Annotated in this window: 14 protein-coding genes; 6 read left to right on the top strand and 8 right to left on the bottom strand. The window is 68.6% G+C overall.

All coding sequences use genetic code 11. The features are described 5' to 3' along the window. Window positions 1–46 precede the first annotated feature (46 nt). Window positions 47–820, top strand: a complete 774-nt coding sequence (locus ACFSXZ_RS16680) for a deoxyribonuclease IV (RefSeq protein WP_378265938.1) — start codon at window positions 47–49, stop codon at window positions 818–820. A gap of 7 nt (window positions 821–827) precedes the next feature. Here the strand turns inward: ACFSXZ_RS16680 and ACFSXZ_RS16675 are convergent, their stop codons facing one another. The 3 genes from ACFSXZ_RS16675 to ACFSXZ_RS16665 form a co-directional block, all read right to left on the bottom strand. Further along, entirely contained in the window at window positions 828–2,372 is a 1,545-nt protein-coding gene (locus ACFSXZ_RS16675; protein WP_378265937.1) for a glycosyltransferase family 87 protein, read from the bottom strand. A 36-nt stretch (window positions 2,373–2,408) separates the two neighbouring features. Continuing rightward, a complete protein-coding gene (locus ACFSXZ_RS16670) occupies window positions 2,409–4,799 on the bottom strand; it encodes a transglycosylase domain-containing protein (protein ID WP_378265936.1) in 2,391 nt (796 codons plus the stop codon). Window positions 4,800–5,052: 253 nt separating this feature from the next. Continuing rightward, window positions 5,053–5,454, bottom strand: coding sequence for a DUF5318 domain-containing protein (locus ACFSXZ_RS16665; protein ID WP_378265935.1), 402 nt, complete (start codon window positions 5,452–5,454; stop codon window positions 5,053–5,055). A gap of 210 nt (window positions 5,455–5,664) precedes the next feature. Here ACFSXZ_RS16665 and ACFSXZ_RS16660 point away from each other — a divergent pair, with 210 nt between their 5' ends. Both ACFSXZ_RS16660 and ACFSXZ_RS16655 read left to right on the top strand, forming a co-directional pair. Further along, window positions 5,665–6,216 (top strand): PadR family transcriptional regulator, encoded by a 552-nt coding sequence (locus ACFSXZ_RS16660; protein WP_378265934.1) that lies wholly within the window; start codon window positions 5,665–5,667, stop codon window positions 6,214–6,216. Window positions 6,217–6,268: 52 nt separating this feature from the next. Beyond that, entirely contained in the window at window positions 6,269–7,360 is a 1,092-nt protein-coding gene (locus tag ACFSXZ_RS16655; protein WP_378265933.1) for an inositol-3-phosphate synthase, read from the top strand. Between the two features lie 69 nt (window positions 7,361–7,429). On the opposite strand, the gene ACFSXZ_RS16650 is transcribed toward ACFSXZ_RS16655, so the two are convergent. Continuing rightward, complete coding sequence (locus ACFSXZ_RS16650) at window positions 7,430–8,065, bottom strand: HAD family hydrolase (RefSeq protein ID WP_378265932.1); 636 nt, start codon at window positions 8,063–8,065, stop codon at window positions 7,430–7,432. Between the two features lie 10 nt (window positions 8,066–8,075). After that, entirely contained in the window at window positions 8,076–9,431 is a 1,356-nt protein-coding gene (locus ACFSXZ_RS16645; protein WP_378265931.1) for an MFS transporter, read from the bottom strand. A gap of 53 nt (window positions 9,432–9,484) precedes the next feature. On the opposite strand from ACFSXZ_RS16645, the gene ACFSXZ_RS16640 reads away from it, so the two are divergent. Further along, window positions 9,485–10,168: an SDR family oxidoreductase gene (locus ACFSXZ_RS16640; RefSeq protein WP_378265930.1), complete on the top strand. Its 684-nt coding sequence runs from the start codon at window positions 9,485–9,487 to the stop codon at window positions 10,166–10,168. A 38-nt stretch (window positions 10,169–10,206) separates the two neighbouring features. Here the strand turns inward: ACFSXZ_RS16640 and ACFSXZ_RS16635 are convergent, their stop codons facing one another. The 3 genes from ACFSXZ_RS16635 to ACFSXZ_RS16625 are packed head-to-tail and all read right to left on the bottom strand — an operon-like array spanning window position 10,207 to window position 13,956. Further along, a complete protein-coding gene (locus tag ACFSXZ_RS16635; RefSeq protein ID WP_378265929.1) occupies window positions 10,207–11,511 on the bottom strand; it encodes an amidohydrolase family protein in 1,305 nt (434 codons plus the stop codon). 27 nt (window positions 11,512–11,538) lie between these two features. Continuing rightward, window positions 11,539–12,189, bottom strand: a complete 651-nt coding sequence (locus ACFSXZ_RS16630) for a response regulator (RefSeq protein ID WP_378265928.1) — start codon at window positions 12,187–12,189, stop codon at window positions 11,539–11,541. Window positions 12,190–12,225: 36 nt separating this feature from the next. Continuing rightward, a complete protein-coding gene (locus ACFSXZ_RS16625; RefSeq protein WP_378265927.1) occupies window positions 12,226–13,956 on the bottom strand; it encodes a sensor histidine kinase in 1,731 nt (576 codons plus the stop codon). A gap of 109 nt (window positions 13,957–14,065) precedes the next feature. Here ACFSXZ_RS16625 and ACFSXZ_RS16620 point away from each other — a divergent pair, with 109 nt between their 5' ends. Together ACFSXZ_RS16620 and ACFSXZ_RS16615 are read left to right on the top strand one after the other, a co-directional pair. Beyond that, on the top strand, window positions 14,066–14,761 hold the full coding sequence (locus ACFSXZ_RS16620) for an ABC transporter ATP-binding protein (protein WP_378265926.1): 696 nt from the start codon (window positions 14,066–14,068) through the stop codon (window positions 14,759–14,761). Continuing rightward, on the top strand, window positions 14,758–16,701 hold the full coding sequence (locus ACFSXZ_RS16615) for an FtsX-like permease family protein (RefSeq protein WP_378265925.1): 1,944 nt from the start codon (window positions 14,758–14,760) through the stop codon (window positions 16,699–16,701). The genes ACFSXZ_RS16620 and ACFSXZ_RS16615 overlap by 4 nt, the downstream gene beginning before the upstream one ends. The last annotated feature ends 5 nt before the right edge of the window (window positions 16,702–16,706 follow it).

The following is a 16,706-nucleotide window of genomic DNA, read 5'->3' as shown; positions in this document are numbered from 1 at the left end:
GGATGTGGAGCGGGAAAGCCCGGCGACGGGTCGGTAGCGTGGCGGCATGCGAATCGGCGCCCATGTCCGTGATGACGACCCGCTGTCCGCCGCGCGTGAACGCGAGGCCGAGGTCGTGCAGTTCTTCCTGGCCGATCCGCAGGGCTGGAAGTCGCCGGTGCCGGAACCGGACGCCGAGACCATCCGCGCGGCCGGGGTGGACGTGTTCATCCACTCGCCGTACGTGGTCAACGTGGCCTCGCTCAACAACCGGATCCGCATTCCGTCCCGGAAGACGGTCGCCCAGCACGCGGCGGCCGCGGCGAAGATCGGCGCGGCCGGGCTCATCGTCCACGGTGGTCATGTGCGCAAGGGCGAGGATGTCGCCGAAGGGCTGGCCAACTGGCGCAAGCTCTTCGAGCGCCAGGCCGAACAGGGTGGTTTCGGGGTGCCGATCCTGATCGAGAACACCGCGGGCGGGGACGGTGCGCTGGCACGCGAACTCGACATGATCGCACGGCTGTGGGATCTGGTCGGTGAGTTCGGCGCCGGGTTCTGCCTGGACACCTGCCATGCCTTCGCGGCCGGCTGGGAGCTGGACGGCGTGGCGGATCGCGTCCGGGCGGTCACCGGGCGCATCGATCTGGTGCACCTCAACAACTCCCGCGACGAGTTCGGGTCGAACCGTGACCGGCACGCCAATGTGGTGCACGGCGACGGCACGATCGACCCGGCCGTACTGGCCGGGGTCGCCGCGACGGCCGGGGCGCCCGTGGTGGTGGAGACGCCCTCGGAGGGCCAGGCCGCCGACATCGCCTATCTGCGGAAAGCGCTTTCCTGAATGCGCGCTACGAAGCCATCGCGGGCTGTCGCCGCTTGAGTGCGGCGGCGTCGAGAGCGCCGTCCAGGACACCGCCGGCGGGGTCGTCGTCGCCGGCGAGCCGGACGAGATCATGGCCAGGCCGGTAGATCTCCCGGATCACCTGGAAACACAACGCCGCGACGGCCAGGTCACGCACCACCACGAAACCGAGGAACCAGTCCTCGGGGAGACCCTTGTGGCTCACACCGAGGTAATAGAACATCCGCGGCACCCACACCAGCGCGTCCACCAGCATCCAGGCCAGCAGCGGTCGCCAGCGCGGGATCGCCAGCACCGCGAGCGGCACCAGCCACAGCGAGTACTGCGGGCTCCACACCTTGCCGGTGAGCAGGAAGGCCGCCACCACCAGGAAACACAACTGCGGCAGTCGCGGCCTGCGCGGCGCGGTGAACCCGATGTAGGCGATTCCGGCGCAGCACAGCAGGAACAGCGCGGCCGTCACCAGGTTCAGTACGCTCGGCGTCTGTCCTTGGGGCACGGCGCCGTCGAATCCGGCCCAGCCGGTGAAGTAGGAGACCACGTTGTACAGCGAGTCGGGATCCATGCCGCGCTGGGCGTTGAGCAGGAAGTACTCACGCCAGCCCGGAGTGAAGGCGAACGCGACCGGCAGGTTGACCGCCAGCCAGGTGGCGACCGCCGCACCCGCGGTCAACGCCCACGTGCGCACCTTTCCCGCCCGGATACACAGCACCAGCAACGGCCCCAGGAAGAACAGCGGGTACGGCTTCGCCGCCGCGCCGAGCCCGATCAGCACACCGGCGAGCACCGGCCTCCGTCTCGCCCAGGCCAGGATGCCGGTGGCGGCGAACGCGGTGGCGATGGTGTCGAAGTTGGTGAAGGCGTGTACCAGCACCAGCGGTGAGATGGCCGCCAGCGCGGCGTCCCACGGTCTCCGGTTCGCCGTCCGGCCCACCGCCCACACCGTGACCAGCCAGGCCGCGGAAAGCCAGAACGCCGCGATGTCGAAGTAGACGGCCACGGGGAGCGCGCCGGGTAGCCATCCGGCGTCGGACACCGCCGTCCAGACCCGGGCGATCTTGGCCACGGTCCACTGGAAGAACCCGGAGAGCACCGGATATTCCATGTAGTGCTGCTGGGCGTTCGGTGTGTCCGCGTTCTCCACCCAGGTGGTCCGGTACGGGACCGTATCGGGCAGGTTCAGCCGTTCCGCCGTGTAGAGCGGGACGAGGTCGGTGTAACACATCGCCACGTAGGGACGTCCCGCCCGCCAGTCGAGCTGGTTGTGGCCGGTTTCGTCGGTGTACTGCTGGATGCAGCTCGCCTTGCCGAACCAGCACAGCATCAACGCCAGCGTGGCGAGCAGGAGACCGACCCGCTGGGGTGAGAAGAACCAGTGCCGTCCCACCGCCGCGTGGTCGCCGATCGGACCACCCAACGGCGCGGTCACCGCGGCGACGAGCGGCTCGGTCCGGCTCGGCAGCACGCGCCGGCCTTCCTCGAGGGAGGCCGGCGCGGAATCGGAGACTGCTCGTTCGGTCGGGCTCGACACTCGCGCGATGTTACGGCCCGTCGGGTGGTCTGCCTGTCAGCCGCCTCCGTTGGGGCCCGGTCCTCCGAACTGAATCCCCCCGATGGTGGTCGACGGCAGGCTCGGCCTGGACCTCGTCGACGAACTCGAGGACGACGAGGACGACGGCGTCGACGGTGGCGAACTCGGGGTCGTCGGTGGGGTACTCGGTGTGGTCGAGGGCTTCGAAGTGGGTTCTTCGGTGGTGGTCACCGGCGTCTTGCCGATCGGCTCCACCTGGTCGAACTTCTCCGGTGGCTTGCCCTTCAAATAGTTGGTGATGAACTGCTGCCAGGCCTGGGCGGGCAGCCCGTCACTCGAGACGCTCTTGCCGTTCTTGTCCTTCAGTTCCTTGTTGGCGCCCGTGCCGACCCAGGAAGCGACGGAGATCGATGGCGTGTAACCCACCATCCACACCTGCGAGTTGAGGTTCGAAGTGTTTCCCTTGCCGGGGTCGTACTGCTGGGTTCCCGTCTTGCCCGCGCACTCGTGGCCCTGCGGACAGGTCAGGTGCGAGAAGCCGATCACCGGCTTGAGCGCCATGGTGACGTTGCCCGCGATCTGCTTGCTCTTGTCCGAGTCGTTCGGTGTGAAGGCCGGTTTCGGGTCGGTCGGCGCCTGATACACCAGGGCTCCGCCCGGATCGGTCACCTTCGCGACGAAGTGCCGGGGCAGGGAGACGCCGTTGTCGGCGAACGTCGAGTAGCCGGTGGCCATGTCCAGTGGCGTCACTTCCGTGCTGCCACCACCGATCGAGATGTTGTAGTCCACGCCCTGGTTCTGGGTGGTCAGGTCGGTGACCCCGGCCTCCTTGGCGACGTCGGCGACGGCCTGGATACCGGTCACGTTGGCGACCATGTCGAAGAACACCGTGTTGGCCGATATCTTGGTCGCCTCGGCCACCGTGCACTGGGTCCCGCAACTGTTGGCCTGGCTCGCGTTGTTCACATACCGCGGCGAACCGTCGGGCAGCACGCCGAACTGACGGCGGATGCTGCCGTCGAAGGTTTCCCCGAGACCCTTGCCCATCTTCAGGAACGCGGCCAGGTCGAAGGCCTTGAAGGACGACCCGGGGTTTCGTTGCGTGCTGGCCCAGTCCTTCGCGTCCTGCTCGTTGTTCGGACCACCGTAGTAGGCGACGACGCCACGGGTCTTCGGGTCGACCGCGACCAGCGCGTTCTTCAGGTCGGAAGGCTGGCCCTTCATGGTGTCGGTAACCGCTTGCTCCGCGAGACGCTGCGCGTTGGGGTCGATCGTGGTGTAGATGTTGTAGCCGCCGGCCTGGAGCTTCTCCTTCGAGTAGCCCGCCGCGGTCAGCTCCTCCTCCACCTGTGCCTGGATGAACGCCATCGGCCCGCTGATGGCCTGCGGCCTGGCTTTCGCCTTGGGCACCGGCACCGGGTACTGCGCGGTCTGCCGGTCGGCGGGGGACAACCAGTGGTACTTGACCATGTTGTCCATCACGTATTTCCAGCGCCAGGTCGTGTAGTCGGAGTTGTCGCCCTTGCTCGGGCCCTGGATGATCCCGGCCAGGAACGCCGCGTCCGCGGGCGTGAGCTGTGCGGCGTCCTTGTTGAAGTAGGCGTGCGACGCCGCCTGGATGCCGTAGGCGTTCCGGCCGAAGTAGATGATGTTCAGGTAGCCGGCGATGATCTCCTGCTTGGACTGCGTCTGGTTCAGCTTGAACGACTTGACCAGCTCGGTGAACTTACGGGTGAGCGTGGGTGCCTCGTTCTCGGTGGCCTTCTTGACGTACTGCTGGGAAATCCCCGAACCACCACCCTGCCCGCCGGTCAGGTTGTTGAAGACCGCGCGGAAGATGCCCATCACGTCGAAACCGCTGTTGGTCTCGAAGGTCGCGTCCTCGGCGGCGTACGCCGCCTTCTTCATCACTTCCGGAATCTGGCCGGGCTGCAGGATCTGCCGGTCACCGCTGTCCGGGATGTCCTTGCCCATCAGCGTGTTGTCGGCGTAGTAGTAGCTCACCACCTGGCCCTGCTGGGCCAGCACCTGCTCGGGCGTGGGCACGTCGACGAAGAAGTAGGCGATGGTGAAGGCGACCGCCGGGATCACCACGCCGAGTCCGACGAGCACGTACATGGTGCGCCGGGTCCGGCGCCAGAGCCTTTTCTTCCGCTGCCTCGGGGTCAGCTCCGAACCGTCGTCGTCCTCCGGTGCCGACGGTTCGTCGCCGAGATTGGCGAACTCCGTGGCCTCTTCGTCGAAGTCGTCGGTGTAGCCGGCGCTCCCCAGCTCGGAATGGGTGAGCAGCCCGGGTTCGGGGCCGGGCGGCGGTGGTGGCGGCTGACGGAAGTTGCCGCCACGCCCTGGGCGATCCGGCGGCGGGCTCTGGGGCGGCCGCTGCGGCGGCGGTCCGGGGGGCGGCGTGCGGCCGCCGGCAGGCGGCACGCGCCGTTGGGGGCCGGGCGGCGATGGCTCCTGGCCGGGCCACTGGGGGGAGGAGGGTCGCCGAGGGGGTTGCGGGCCCTCGTTCCCACGCGGCCACTGGTGCCCTTCGTCACCGGACGGCCATTGGCCACGACGCGGTTCATCTGGCTCCTGACCCGGCCAGGAGCGGTTGTACTGATCGTTCACGAATGAGCCTCCCAGACCGGCAGTGCGGGGTACGCCGTTCTGTGATCGGTGGTCCATACGGTTTCGGTCACTGGCCCGCTGTCTTCTTCTTCGTCGATCCGCGGGGAGTCCCCGTGCCCAGGACGTATGACCGCACCAGGTGGTTCCATGAGCATGACTGGCAGACCTCCACCACGTGGACGGTGAATTCGCCAAAGAGCTTCGCCATCCGGGCGAGTTCGGCGGGTGTCCTCGCCGAGCCGGAGGCGTGCTGGAGTTCGTCTCCGAAGACCCATGACACCAAAGTCAGCACGTCACGGCGGCAGACCGGGCAAGGGCCCTCGCCCGGCTCGCCATGGAACTTGGCGGCCCTGAGCAGGTAGGGGCCGGCGTCACAGACCTCGGTCGTGCCGATCCGACCGGAGCGGACATCGGCCAGCAGCGCCCTGCGCTGTAAGGCGTAGTCCACAACCTGTCTCTGGTTTCGCACGCTGACAGAGTACGTCCCCGGGCCGTGCCCGCGACGGGCCGTACTCGCCCGGATCCGCGTCGGCCACAGGACACGCCGACGACTCGATAACTCTCCGGTGAAATTCCCACGGGTGATCGTCGTCGCTTGGGGAGGCGTTCCGATGTATCGTTCCGATATAATCGAGCGTTAGGTTGAGCTTGCGGTTCGACCCTGGAGGGGAGGTGCACCGTGCTGGAGTTCGCCATTCTCGGACTGCTGCACGAGGCGCCGATGCACGGTTATGTGCTGCGCAAACGGCTACACGACACGTTCGGGATGTTCCGCACGTTCTCGTACGGATCGCTGTATCCCACTCTGCGTCGGCTCCAACGTGCCGGCTTCATCGTCGAAGAGGCCGCCGAGACTCCCGAGCCTGCCCGAAGCTGGGGCAAGCGTGCCAGGAAGGTCTACAAACTCACCGCCGAAGGCAAGGAGCACTTCGCCGAACTGCTCGCCGACGCCGGGCCGCAGACCTGGGACGACGAGGGTTTCGGCGTTCATCTGGCGTTCTTCTCGCGGACGCCGGCCGCGGTCAGGATGCGGATCCTGGAGGGCCGCCGCCGTCGGGTGGAGGAGCGGCGTGAAGGCCTGCGGGCCGCGCTGTCCAGGGCCGAGGAGAAGATCGACCGCTACACCAGGGAGCTGCACCGGCTGGGCCTGGAGAGCAGTGAGCGCGAGGTGCGGTGGCTCAACGAGTTGATCGCGAACGAGCAAGCCGAACAACGCGGGCTCCAGAGCTGAAGCCGCGCCTGAGATGGACCCAGTCAACAAAACGAACGAAGGAGAGACCGGCATGGGCGACGACAGCGGCCGCGTGAAGGTGGCCATCGTTGGCGTCGGCAACTGCGCGGCATCACTGGTGCAGGGCGTGCACTACTACCGCGATGCCGATCCCGCGACCCGCGTTCCCGGGCTGATGCACGTCCGGTTCGGCCAGTACCACGTGGGTGATGTGGAGTTCGTGGCGGCGTTCGACGTCGACGCCAAGAAGGTCGGTCGCGACCTCTCGGAAGCCATTCTCGCCAGCGAGAACAACACGATCAAGATCGCCGACGTGCCGCCGCTGGGGGTCGCGGTGCAGCGCGGGCACACCCTGGACGGGCTCGGCCGGTTCTACCAGGAGACCATCCAGGAGTCGGACGAGGCGCCGGTGGACGTGGTGGCCGCGCTGCGTGAGTCCGGTGCTCAGGTGCTGGTGTCCTACCTGCCGGTGGGGTCGGAAACGGCACAGAAGTTCTACGCGCAGGCCGCGCTCGACGCGGGAGTCGCCTTCGTCAACGCGATCCCGGTGTTCATCGCCTCCAACCCGGAGTGGGCGCGCAAGTTCACCGAGGCCGGGCTGCCGATCGTCGGTGACGACATCAAGTCCCAGGTCGGCGCCACCATCACGCACCGCGTCCTGGCGAGGCTCTTCGAAGACCGCGGGGTTCAACTCGACCGCACCATGCAGCTCAACGTGGGCGGCAACATGGACTTCAAGAACATGAAGGAACTCGAGCGGCTGGAGTCCAAGAAGGTCTCCAAGACCCAGGCGGTCACCTCCCAGATCGACCGGGACCTCGGCAAGGCGAACGTGCACGTCGGCCCGTCGGACTACGTGCAGTGGCTCGACGACCGGAAGTGGGCCTACGTGCGGCTGGAAGGCCGTGCGTTCGGTGACGTGCCGCTGAACCTCGAGTACAAGCTCGAGGTGTGGGACTCGCCGAACTCGGCAGGCATCATCATCGACGCCGTGCGGGCCGCGAAGATCGCGCTCGACCGTGGTATCGGTGGTCCGCTGCTGTCCGCGTCCTCGTACTTCATGAAGTCGCCTCCCGAGCAGTACTCGGATTCGGAGGCGCACGAAGCGGTCGAAGCCTTCATCCGGGGCGACATCGAGCGCTGACGCCGGAAACGGAAAATGGCCCGTTCTCTTCGGAGACGGGCCATTCTTCGTGGGGTTTCCCGGCCTGACCTAGAGCGAATCCGGAAGCTCGGTGATGTTACCGAGCACCACGGCGACCTTCGCGAGCACTTCCTCCTCCGGCGGGAAATGCGGGTTCGGCACCGCGAAAACCGTCATGCCGGCGGCCAAGGCAGCGCGAAGGCCGTTCGTCGTGTCCTCGACGGCGGCACATGATTCCGCTGCCACTCCAAGCCGTCCGGCGGCTTCGAGATAGACGTCGGGCGCGGGTTTGCCCGCCGCGACCTGTTCGCTCGAAACGGCTTCACGGACGACGCCGGTCAGTCCGGTCGCCTCCAGAAACGCGGTGATCAGTACCGGCGGCGACGAACTGGCGATCGCCACCGGAAACCGCGCCGCGACGGCGCGCACGGTTTCCCCGGCGCCCGGCAGGACCGGCGGGCCGCTCACGTAGCGCCGCGCCATCTCCTCGATCACGACCTCGGCGGTCCCTTCCGGCGACAACGAGACGCCGAGCCGTTCGACGAGGTAGCGGGCCCACTCGGGGGTGCTCATGCCCTGCATCGCCCGGGTCGCTTCGCCGGTCCACCGGCCACCGTGCCCGGCGACCACCGACCGGCGCACCTCGTCCCACATCCGCTCGGAATCGACGAGCACACCGTCGAGATCGAAAATCACCGCGTCCATACCGGCGACGCTATCGGTCGAGTGGTGAGTGCGCCTGGTCATCGGTGACGGTTCCGGTGGGCCGGGCACGCGGGACGGCACCGAGCGCGACGGCCACGACGGCGCCGGCGATCATGCAGCCGCCGACCACCCACAGGCCGCTGCGCTGACTGCCGGTCAGATCGCGCAGCCACCCGGTGACGTACGGGGCCACGAACCCGCTCAGGTTGCCCAGAGCGTTGATCAGGGCGATGCCTCCCGCCGCGGCCGAGCCGGCGAGAAAACCGGATGGCAAGGCCCAGAACGTCGGCAGCGCGGCACAGACGCCCACCGCGCAGATCGTCACCGCGGTCATCGCCGCGTAGGGATTGCCGAGATACAACGCGACCGGAATGGCGGCCCCGCCGACCAGCATCGGCAGCGCCACGTGCCACTTGCGCTCGCCCGTGCGGTCACCGTGCCGCGCCCACGGCACCATCACGAGTGCGCCCACCACATAGGGCACCGCGTTCACCAGTCCGGCCTGCGGCACAGAAAGCTTCGTGCCGAACTGCTTCCCGAATTCGGTGATGATGGTCGGCAGGAAGAAGCCGAGCGCGTAAAGGCCATAGACGATGGCGAAATAGACGAACGCGAGGCCGAAGACGCGCGGGCGGGTCAGCGCCTCACGCAGGGACCACGGGTGGCGGTCCAAGGTGGACTGGCGTTCGGTTTCGAGTTCACCGGTAAGCCATCGGCGTTGCTCTTGGGTGAGCCAACGGGCCTGTTCCGGTCCGTCGGTCAGGAAGAACCACGTGACGAACGCCAGCAGCAGCGCGGGCACGCCCTCGACCAGGAACATGAACCGCCATCCCGACAGTCCCATGATCCCGTGGCCGGCGCTGATCAGAAGGCTGGACAGGGTCGAGCCGATCGCGGTGGAAACCGGGATCGCGACCATGAACAGCGCGACCGCCTTCGCGCGTTGGGCGGCGGGAAACCAGTAGGTCAGGTAGAGCACGATGCCCGGGAAGAATCCCGCTTCCGCGACCCCGAGCAGGAAACGCAGGACCACCAGCACCGTGGCGTTGGGTACGAACGCCATCGCGATCGCCACGGCCCCCCAGGTGAGCAGGATGCGCGCGATCCACCGCCGTGCGCCGAACCGGTGCAGCGCCAGGTTGCTCGGCACTTCGAGGATCAGGTAGCCGAGGAAGAAGATGCCGGAGGCGAGCCCGAACGCGGTCGCCGACAGGCCCAGCTCCTTGTTCATCCCGTTCGGGCCCGCGAAACCGATGTTGACCCGGTCGAGGTAGTTGACGAAGTAGAGCAGGATCAGCAGCGGCATGATGCGGACGGAGACCTTGCGCAGCGTGGCCCCGCCGACGTCCAATGTGCTCGTCGACATGCCCGACATCACAGGGCACCCGGTCCGGGAGGTCAAGGATCTACGGTGGGATGGTGCCCGGAACATCACTCGCTCTCGTCACCGGAGCTTCGCGTGGGATCGGTGCCGCGGTCGCGCGGGCGCTTCACCCGTCCCATCGGCTGCTGCTCGGCGGCCGCGATCCCGGCTCGCTGACCGAACGGGCCGCCGAGTTGCCGGGAGCCCGGCCGTGGCCGGTCGACCTGACCGATTTCGACGCGCTGCGGGACGCGACGGCCGGGATCGACCGCCTCGACGTGCTGGTGCATTCGGCCGGGGTCGCTTCGCTCTCGCGGATCGAAGCCGCGGAGCCCCGGATGTGGCGCGAAAACTTCGAGGTGAACCTGGTCGCGGTGGCCGAGTTGACCCGGTTGCTGCTGCCGGCGTTGCGCGCCGCGAGCGGGCACGTCGTGGTGATCAACTCGGGGCAGGGACTGGCGGCCCGGGCGGGCTGGGGTCCCTATGCGGCGAGCAAGTTCGCGGTACGGGCGTTCGCCGACGCGCTCCGCGCCGAGGAAGAGGCGAACGGGGTCAGGGTCACCTCGATCTTCCCCGGCCGCACGGACACCGAGATGCAGCAGGCCATCATCGCCCGCGAGGGCAAGGACTATTCGCCCGGTGACTACCTGAAGCCCGATTCGGTCGCCAAGGCCGTGCTCGCCGCCGTCCTGGCCGACCCGGACGCCCACCTCACCGAACTCACCATCCGTCCGCGCTAGCTTTCGAAGACCGCCTCGCCCGGACGCTGACACCCGCGCTAGGCGCGAAGGCGCGCGGCGGCTTCGCGCGCCCCGGACTGGACCTTCGCGCGGTCGACGCGGACGGGCTCGGAGTCGGCGACCACCTGCTCACCCGCCACCCAGACGTCACGCACATGGCGGGAACCGGCCGCCCACACCAGGTTCGCCAGCAGTTGCCCGTCCGGGACGTCCAGTCCCGTCGCGAAGGCCGGGCCGTCGATGCCGATGTGCACCATGTCGGCCCATCGCCCCGCTTCCAGCGCACCGAGGTCGTCTCGCCCGAGCGCGGCCGCGCCGCCCCGCGTGGCGAGCAGCAACGCTTCCCCGGCCCTGATCGCCGTAGCGTCCTTTGTGGACAGACGAGCGAGCATCGCGGAGAGCTGGACCTCCTCCCAGAGATCCAGGTCGTCGTTGCTGGCCGGACCGTCCGTGCCCAGTCCGACCGCCACGGCGGCGGCGCGCAGGTCGGCCAGCCGCGCGAAGCCCGACGCGAGTTTGGCGTTCGAGCCGGGGCAATGCGCCACCCCGACCCCGCGCGCGGCGAACAGCGCGATGTCCTCGTCCGAGAGGTGGATCGCATGGGCGGCGATCACCCGGCCGTCGAGCATTCCCACCTGGTCGAGGAGCCGTGGCACGGACCCGAATTCGGCCCGCTGTCCGGTGTCCTCGTCCGCGGCTTCGGCGACGTGGATCTGGACCAGCGCTCCACGCGCCGCCGCCGACTCGGCGGTCGACCGCAAGGCCTCCGGCGGCAGCATGTACGCGGAATGCGCGGCGTAGGACAGTTCCACCCGGTCGCCGGGACCGAACCGCAGGCCGTCCGCGTCGATCCACCGGTCGGTGTCGGCGATCATCTCCCGCCAGTCCAGTCCGGGCAGGTCGATGACCGGCCCGCCGAGAACGGCCCTGGCACCGGTGGCCAGCACGGCTTCGGCCATTTCCTCGGCGTGGAAGTACATTTCGGTGCTGGTGGTGACCCCGTTGCCCAGCATTTCGACCGATCCCAGCAGCATTCCGGCGCGCACGTCCTCGGGCCGCAGGCGAGCTTCCGCCGGCCAGATCACCTCTCGCAGCCAGCGCAGCAACGGGAGATCCGCGCCCATTCCGCGCAGCAGCGTCATCGGACTGTGCGCGTGCGCGTTCACCAAACCGGGCAAGAGAATTCCCGGCAGCGCCGTCACCCGCGCCGTCGACGCAGGCGCCTCCGCGCGCGGGCCGCAGTAGGTGATCCGTCCGCCGTCGACATCGACGGCACCGTCACGGATGACCGAACAGGCCGGGTCGCACGGGAGGACGACCGGCGCGGTGAATCGATACGGCATCAGCCGATCCTAAGCCGCCCGGGATGCTCAGGTCTCCATCAGCCCGGAGCGCCAGGCCCAGGCGGCGATCTCGACCCGGTTGCGCGCCCCGATCTTGCCCTGCACCGAAGCCAGGTGCGTCTTGACCGTCGACAGCGACATGTACAGCTCCGCGCCGATCTCGGTGTTGGTCAGGCCGCGGGCGGCGGCGCGGGCCACGTCGAGTTCCCGGGCGGTCAGTGGTTCCTTCGGCGGATCCACTTCACGCTTGGCCGGGGTGCTGAAGTGCTTGAGCAGGCGCACGGTCACCTGCGGCGACACCAGGGCGTCCCCACGCTGCGCCGCCCGGACCGCTTCGATCAACAGCGAGGGGCCGGCGTCCTTGAGCAGAAAACCGCTGGCGCCGTTGCGCAACGCCGTGTGCACGTACTCGTCGAGGTCGAAGGTGGTCACGACGACCACCTTCAACGGATCCGTCACACCGGGACCGGCGAGTTGACGGGTCACCTCGAGCCCGTCCAGGCCGGGCATCCGGATGTCCAGCAGGCACACGTCGGGTCGAAGCTCACGCGCCTTGCTCACCGCGGCGACGCCATCCGCCACATCGGCGACCACCTCGATGTCCTCCTGCGCGTCGAGAATCATCCGGAATCCGAAGCGCACCATGCTCTGGTCGTCCGCGATGAGCACGCGGATCATGGGTCCCCCCAATTCGTCGCCGGTATGTCGGCGGCATTATGCCGTGGGAGCTCCCTCCAGTGGCAGCCACGCTTCCACGAGCCAGCCCTCGGACACGGGACCCGCGACAAGCCTTCCGCGGAGCAGTTCGACCCGCTCGCGCATGCCCACCAAGCCGTATCCGCCGGACAGGTTCCTGGCCCGTTCGATCGCTTCCGGCGGGGCCTGAGCGATGCGCCCGTTGTCGATCACCTTGATGTGCAGGTCGGTGGAGACGACCTCGGCCAGGACCCACGCCTGGGTGGCCCCCGGCGCGTGTTTCCCGATGTTGGTCAGCGACTCCTGCACCAGCCGCAGCGCCGATCGCCCCACCTCGTGCGGTACCCCGGGCGGCAACCGTCGCAGGTCCATCACCGTGGGCACGCCATGGTGCCCGGTCTCGGCGAGCCTACGCAGATCGGCCGCCAGATCGGTGGTGGCCAGCTGGGATTCCTCGTCGTGGGAGCGCATGCTGCGCACCAGCCGCCGCATCGCGGTCAGCGCGTCGGTGCCGGCCACTTCGATCTGGCCGAGCGTCTGGATCGCCAGTGCCGGGTTCTGCTCTCCCATCATCTTCGCGGCCTGTGCCTGCACGACGATTCCCGTCACGTGGTGCGCCACGACGTCGTGCAACTCGCGCGCCAGCGCCATCCGCTCGGAGGTCTGTGCCTCGGTCACCGCGGCCTCGACCACTTTGGCTCGCTCGGAATCCCGCGCCCGGAAGTAAAGCCCTACCGCGACCGCGATACCGAGCAGGAGCAGCGCGTAGGAGGCAAGGGACCGTAGGCCGGAGGTTGGGTCATAGCTCGGTCTGCCGATGCTGAGCGCGGTCGAGACCGCCACGGACAGCGAGAGGGCACCGATGATCGTCCAGGCCCGGCGAGGCGCCAGGTACCGGACGAGTTGCACGACCACGACCAGCCCGGCCAGCACCTCGGTGAACGGGAGGGAAGGTGCCGGGAATTCGCTTCGCGTACGGACGAACTGGACGGCGGCCGCCGAGAGGAGGATGACACCGCACAGCGCGAGCGCGGCGGGCATGGGGCGCCGGGTGGAGATCACGGCGATCGCGGCGGCCGCGACCACGAGTGCGGCCAACGGCAACGTCCGGACCCCGTGCTGGAGCATGTTGTAGAGGTCCAGGAACATCGGCAGGCACATTCCGCCGATGAGCGGCCACTGCCGGTTCAGCAGCCGGGAGAGCCGAGTGGGCTGGTCCGTCGGTTCCGTGTTGCGCAAGCGCATACCCACGACGACGACGGCTGCGAGCAGAACGCCACCTGTTATCAGATTTTCGATACCGAAGGCGGCGGTGCGATGTCCCCGCAAGACAATCGCGCACAGCGTCGCGAACACCAGCGTCGAGACGGCCGCGAACGCGTTGAGGATCCGGCCCCGCCGGACACAGAGGAAGACAAGTTCGAGACCGGCCACCGTCTCGCTCAGGGAAACGTCTCTGAACAGGGTCGAATAGGCGGCTACGTCCGCCATGTAGTCCAGCAGGCCGGAAAAGACGAGAACGGTGGCACCGGCGAAGGTGGCCTTCACGGGACGTCGCCGTCCCCACAACGCGCAGGCGCCGAACGCGAGCATGCCTGGCAGCAGCAACAGGTCCCGGCCCTTCGGGCCGATATCGTCGAAGGCGGCCGGGAAGATGATGAACAGGTCGCACAGCAGTGCTGCGAGCAGCACGGCACCCTCGAGTCCCAGCCATCGCCAGGCTGAACTCAAGCGTTGGGAAAACGGCACATCGTGACGTTAGAGGATGGAGCGACCTCTGGTGTCCTGGCCGTCCAGCCACCCGGTATCGGCCGAAAGGCCGATCTGCGGCCGGCGGGGCCCTGTGAAGGTGTTCGGCATGAATCCTCAGTGGAACACCCACGGCTTGCTCTCCGGGCGCGGACTGGTCAAGAAGTACGGTTCCCAGTACGCGCTGGCCGGTATCGACATCGACATCGCACCCGGCGCGATGGTCGCCATCGTCGGCCCCTCCGGTTCGGGCAAGACCTCGTTGATGCACGTGCTCGGTGGAATCGTGCGTGCCGACGCCGGAGAGGTCTACCTTGCCGGGCAGCGGATCGACCAGCTTTCGGAGAAGAAACGCAGCGAGATGCGGCGGCGGGAATTCGGTTTCGTCTTCCAGTCGGGAATGCTCGTCGGCGAGCTTTCCGCCGAGGAGAACGTCGCGCTGCCGATGTTGCTCGACGGCGTCTCGCGCGGCGATGCCCTCCGCGTGGCCCGGCAGTCGCTGGGGCGGCTCGGCCTGGCGACCAAGGCAGGCAGCAGGCCGGGCGAAATGTCGGGCGGCCAGGCGCAGCGCGTCGCGATCGCGAGGGCGCTCACCCGCAGGCCCAAGGTGATCTTCGCGGACGAACCGACCGGGTCGCTGGACACCCGGACCGGCAAGGAGACCATGGACGCGCTGCTGGTCGCGGCCGCCGACGCCGGGGCCGCGGTGCTGGTCGTGACCCACGACCGTGATCTCGCCGCTTCGCTGCCGCGCACGGTCGTCATCCGGGACGGACGGATCGCGAGCGGGGTGGCGGTGTCGTGAACCCGCTCCGTTTCGCCTTCCGGGTGCTGGCCGCCGACCGGCGGACCCGGGTCTCCACCATCCTCACCGGGGTCGGCGTCGCCGTGGCGACCGCGGTGGTGTTGTTGCTGATGAGCCTGCCGTCGGCGAGCGACGCCCGTACGGCCCGGTCTTACTGGCAGGCACCCCATCCCCGGAGCGCCGATGCCGAAACCATGCTCATACGCTCCTCGACGGACTACTTCGAGGGCTCCGCCATCAGGGTCGTCGCCGTAGCGCCCACCGGGGACAGTTCCCGGATCGCGCTGCCGCCCGGCGTGCCGAGGCTTCCGCGGCCGGGTGAGGTGCTTGTGTCACAGGCGCTGGCCGACCGCATGCACGCGGTGCCCGCGGCACGGCTCGCCGACAGGTACCCGGGTGTGGTGGGGACCATCACCGACGCGGGGCTCGAGTATCCGGGCCAGCTCATCGCGCTCGTCGGGCACACGCCGAAAGAGATCAGCGAGTCCGCCGCGAAGGTCGACGGATTCGGTGATCCCGCGAAGGTTCAGGCCGACCCTTTCCTGAAGTTCCTCGCCGGTGTCGGCGTGGTCGTGTTGCTGATCCCGAGCCTGGTACTGGTCGCCTCTTCCTCGAGGCTGACCGCGGCCCGCCGGGAACGCCGGCTCGCGGCGCTGCGACTCGCGGGCGCCGACCCCGGTCAGGTCACCGCCATGGTGGCCGCCGAAACCGGGGTGGCCGCGTTGGCCGGCGCGCTGCTGGGTGCGCTGTGCGAGCCGTTGCTGGGCCGTCTGGTCGAGGGGGTGCCCTGGAACGGTGGCACCTGGATGCCGGGCGACTTCGCGATACCGCTGGCCGAGAAGGCCGCGCTGGCGGGCGCGATCGTGGTGATGGTGCTCGTCGCCGCGGTGGCCGGATTGCGACGCGTGGTGAACAACCCGCTGGCCGCCGCGTCCGCCCAAACACCGAAGCCGTTGCGTGCCTGGCGGTTGCTGGCGGCGCCCATCGCCGGGGGACTGTTCCTGTTCACGGTGCTCGACCAGCATGCCGACGCGAACTTCGCGTTGCTCGGTCTGGCGTTGGTCGTCTTCGCGGCCGTGGTGATCGGGCCTTGGGTGACCTTCGCGGTCGGTGCTCTGTTCCTGCGGTGGTGGCGCCGTCCCGCCGGATTGCTCACCGGGCGGAGGCTGCGCGACGACCCGCGAGGCGCCTACCGGGCGACGGCGGGCGTGGTGCTCGCCGTGCTGGTCGGCACGATGGCGTTGACGATCATGCCCAGCCTGACGGACTCCTTGGCGGGCGAGGCGCCGAACACGATCAGGACGTACGTGTACGCGGACGAACCGGCGTCGGTCGTGGACCGCATCAACGCCGATCTCGCCCGGTATGGGCAACCCGTACGAGCGTCGGCTTATCAGGGACAGGGGAAGCTGGAGGGCTCGATCAGTGTGCCGACCGACGGCGCCGATCGCGAGGTGGTCCGTACGGCCGTGACGAAGGAGGCGGGCGGCGGAGACGTGATCAGCCCCGCCGACGATCTGGCCGGGAATCATCAGATGCTCGACGACATCCGGCGGATCACCGCGATCGGCCTGATCGCGGCGTGCGTGCTCGCGGGATGCAGTGCCGCGATCGCGACCGCGGGTTCGGTGATGGATCGCCGCCGGACGTTCGGGGCGCTGATGGCGGCGGGCACTCCCGTCCGCGTGCTGTCGCGGGCACTTCGCGCGGAGGCCGCGGTTCCGGCGCTGGTCGCGACGGTCGGTGCCGGCGCGGCGGGCATAGGGGTGGGAATCGGGTTGCTGACGGTCGCCACGCGCGGTCACACCCCCGTGGCGACGGTGCTCAGCCCGTGGCTGCTCGCTCCGGTCGTCCTGGGCATCGGCGTGGCGCTGCTCGGTGCTTCGGTATGCACCCCGGCGCTGAACCGGGTTCGCGCCGAACCGCTCTCCGACGAATAGGTGTT

The organism is Amycolatopsis pigmentata, assembly GCF_042684065.1.
In the GTDB taxonomy this organism is placed as follows: domain Bacteria; phylum Actinomycetota; class Actinomycetes; order Mycobacteriales; family Pseudonocardiaceae; genus Amycolatopsis_E; species Amycolatopsis_E pigmentata.
The sequence above is the reverse complement of the archived record's forward strand: the minus strand, read 5'-3'. Positions and strand labels throughout refer to the sequence as shown.

Excerpts from the sequence above, each read along its gene's own strand:
- ACFSXZ_RS16680 (WP_378265938.1), top strand. The coding sequence starts at position 47 with ATGCGAATCGGCGCCCATGTCCGTGATGACGACCCGCTGTCCGCCGCG.
- ACFSXZ_RS16645 (WP_378265931.1), bottom strand. The coding sequence starts at position 9,431 with ATGTCGACGAGCACATTGGACGTCGGCGGGGCCACGCTGCGCAAGGTC.
- ACFSXZ_RS16630 (WP_378265928.1), bottom strand. The coding sequence starts at position 12,189 with ATGATCCGCGTGCTCATCGCGGACGACCAGAGCATGGTGCGCTTCGGA.
- ACFSXZ_RS16635 (WP_378265929.1), bottom strand. The coding sequence starts at position 11,511 with ATGCCGTATCGATTCACCGCGCCGGTCGTCCTCCCGTGCGACCCGGCC.
- ACFSXZ_RS16655 (WP_378265933.1), top strand. The coding sequence starts at position 6,269 with ATGGGCGACGACAGCGGCCGCGTGAAGGTGGCCATCGTTGGCGTCGGC.
- ACFSXZ_RS16650 (WP_378265932.1), bottom strand. The coding sequence starts at position 8,065 with ATGGACGCGGTGATTTTCGATCTCGACGGTGTGCTCGTCGATTCCGAG.
- ACFSXZ_RS16620 (WP_378265926.1), top strand. The coding sequence starts at position 14,066 with ATGAATCCTCAGTGGAACACCCACGGCTTGCTCTCCGGGCGCGGACTG.